Genomic DNA, 2,894 nt, shown 5'->3' on the forward strand with positions numbered 1-2,894 from the left:
TTTGTACATAAGCTTACAGGTTATTAGTACTACTCGACTATGACATTACTGCCTTTACATCTATAGCCTATCAACGTGGTCATCTCCCACGACCTTTAAAAGAAATCTCATCTTGTGGTGGGTTTCGCGCTTATATGCTTTCAGCGCTTATCCCTTCCAAACGTAGCTACTCTGCGGTGCCACTGGCGTGACAACAGATACACTAGAGGTTTGTCCAATTCGGTCCTCTCGTACTAGAATCAGATCCACTCAAATTTCTAACGCCCACAGTAGATAGAGACCGAACTGTCTCACGACGTTCTGAACCCAGCTCGCGTGCCACTTTAATGGGCGAACAGCCCAACCCTTGGGACCTTCTCCAGCCCCAGGATGTGACGAGCCGACATCGAGGTGCCAAACCCCCCCGTCGATATGAGCTCTTGGGGGAGATCAGCCTGTTATCCCCGGCGTACCTTTTATCCTTTGAGCGATGGCCCTTCCATGCGGAACCACCGGATCACTATGCTCTACTTTCGTACCTGATCGACCTGTATGTCTCTCAGTCAAGCTCCCTTATGCCATTGCACTCTTCGCACGGTTACCAAGCGTACTGAGGGAACCTTTAGAAGCCTCCGTTACTCTTTTGGAGGCGACCACCCCAGTCAAACTACCCACCAAGCAATGTCCTCTCTAAAAGAGAGTTAGGCCTCAGATAAACAAAGGGTTGTATTTCAACAATGACTCCACAACGCCTGGCGACGCCACTTCATAGTCTCCAACCTATCCTACACATCATTTATCCAAGGTCAATACTAAGCTATAGTAAAGGTGCACAGGGTCTTTTCGTCCCACTGCGGGTAAACGGCATCTTCACCGTTACTACAATTTCACCGAGCTCATGGCTGAGACAGTGTCCAGATCGTTACACCATTCGTGCAGGTCGGAACTTACCCGACAAGGAATTTCGCTACCTTAGGACCGTTATAGTTACGGCCGCCGTTTACTGGGGCTTCAATTCAATGCTTCTCCGAAGATAACATCTCCTCTTAACCTTCCAGCACCGGGCAGGTGTCAGGCCCTATACTTCATCTTACGATTTGGCAGAGCCCTGTGTTTTTGATAAACAGTCGCCTGGACCTCTTCACTGCGGCCTCGTTATCGCTAACGAGGCGACCCTTCTCCCGAAGTTACGGGTCTATTTTGCCTAATTCCTTAGCCATGAATCTCTCGAGCACCTTAGAATTCTCATCTCGACTACCTGTGTCGGTTTGCGGTACGGGTACTATTAACCTGAAGTTTAGAGGTTTTTCTTGGAAGCCCTTAGGTACACTATCTCTTTGTCCGAAGACGCCGAGTACTATCGTATTTCCCCAAGCCGCGTGGATTTGCCTGCGCAGCCTATAGGTACGTACTTTAACGAACTATTCCGTCAGTTCGCGGTACTTTCATCACTCCGTCACCCCATCACAGTTAAAAGTAGTACGGGAATATTAACCCGTTGGCCATCGACTGTCCCTTTCGGGTTCGCCTTAGGTCCCGACTAACCCACAGCTGATTAGCATAGCTGTGGAAACCTTAGTCTTTCGGTGTGCGGGTTTCTCGCCCGCATTATCGTTACTTATGCCTACATTTTCTTTTCTAACCAGTCCAGCATGCTTTACAACACACCTTCAACCCTGTTAGAATGCTCCCCTACCACTTTGTATTACTACAAAATCCATAGCTTCGGTAATATACTTATGCCCGATTATTATCCATGCTCGTCCGCTCGACTAGTGAGCTGTTACGCACTCTTTAAATGAATGGCTGCTTCCAAGCCAACATCCTAGCTGTCTGGGCAGACAAACCGCGTTCTTTCAACTTAGTATATATTTGGGGACCTTAGCTGATGGTCTGGGTTCTTTCCCTCTCGGACTTGGACCTTAGCACCCAAGCCCTCACTGCTGGTAAACATTATATAGCATTCGGAGTTTGTCAGGAATTGGTAGGCGGTGAAGCCCCCGCATCCAATCAGTAGCTCTACCTCTATATAACTTATAACCAGCGCTGCACCTAAATGCATTTCGGGGAGTACGAGCTATTTCCGAGTTTGATTGGCCTTTCACCCCTACCCACAGATCATCCCAAGACTTTTCAACGTCAACGGGTTCGGTCCTCCACTGTGTGTTACCACAGCTTCAACCTGTCCATGGGTAGATCACACGGTTTCGCGTCTAACACTACTGACTAAAGCGCCCTATTCAGACTCGCTTTCGCTACGGATCCATACCTGAAGTACTTATCCTTGCCAGCAACGTTAACTCGTAGGCTCATTATGCAAAAGGCACGCCGTCACCCCACGAAAGGGCTCCGACCGCTTGTAAGCGTATGGTTTCAGGATCTATTTCACTCCGTTATTCACGGTTCTTTTCACCTTTCCCTCACGGTACTGGTTCACTATCGGTCTCTCAGGAGTATTTAGCCTTAGCGGATGGTCCCGCCAAATTCAGACAGGGTTTCACGTGCCCCGCCCTACTCAGGATACCACTATTTATTATACTCGTTACCCATACGGGACTATCACCCTCTGTGGTGTCACTTTCCAGTAACTTCCGGTTCCTTGTACATAAAATGTTGTGGTCCTACAACCCCAACATTGCCGTAACAACATTGGTTTGGGCTAATCCGCGTTCGCTCGCCACTACTTACGGAATCACTTTTGTTTTCTTCTCCTCCGCCTACTTAGATGTTTCAGTTCAGCGGGTTTGCCCACCTATCGGTGTACTATGTCTTCAACATAGTGGGTTGCCCCATTCAGGTATTTACGGATCAAATCTTGTGTGCAGATCCCCGTAACTTTTCGCAGCTTATCACGCCTTTCATCGCCTCTGAGAGCCTAGGCATCCCCCATACGCCCTTATTTTGCTTATTGTACT

Annotated in this window: 1 rRNA gene; it reads right to left on the bottom strand. The window is 48.5% G+C overall.

Features of this window, described 5'->3' with window-relative positions:
* Positions 1-3: 3 nt before the first annotated feature.
* A 23S ribosomal RNA gene (locus tag ABS764_RS16170) occupies positions 4-2,890 on the bottom strand.
* Positions 2,891-2,894: the final 4 nt, after the last annotated feature.

Source organism: Flavobacterium plantiphilum (assembly GCF_046000495.1).
Lineage (GTDB): Bacteria > Bacteroidota > Bacteroidia > Flavobacteriales > Flavobacteriaceae > Flavobacterium > Flavobacterium plantiphilum.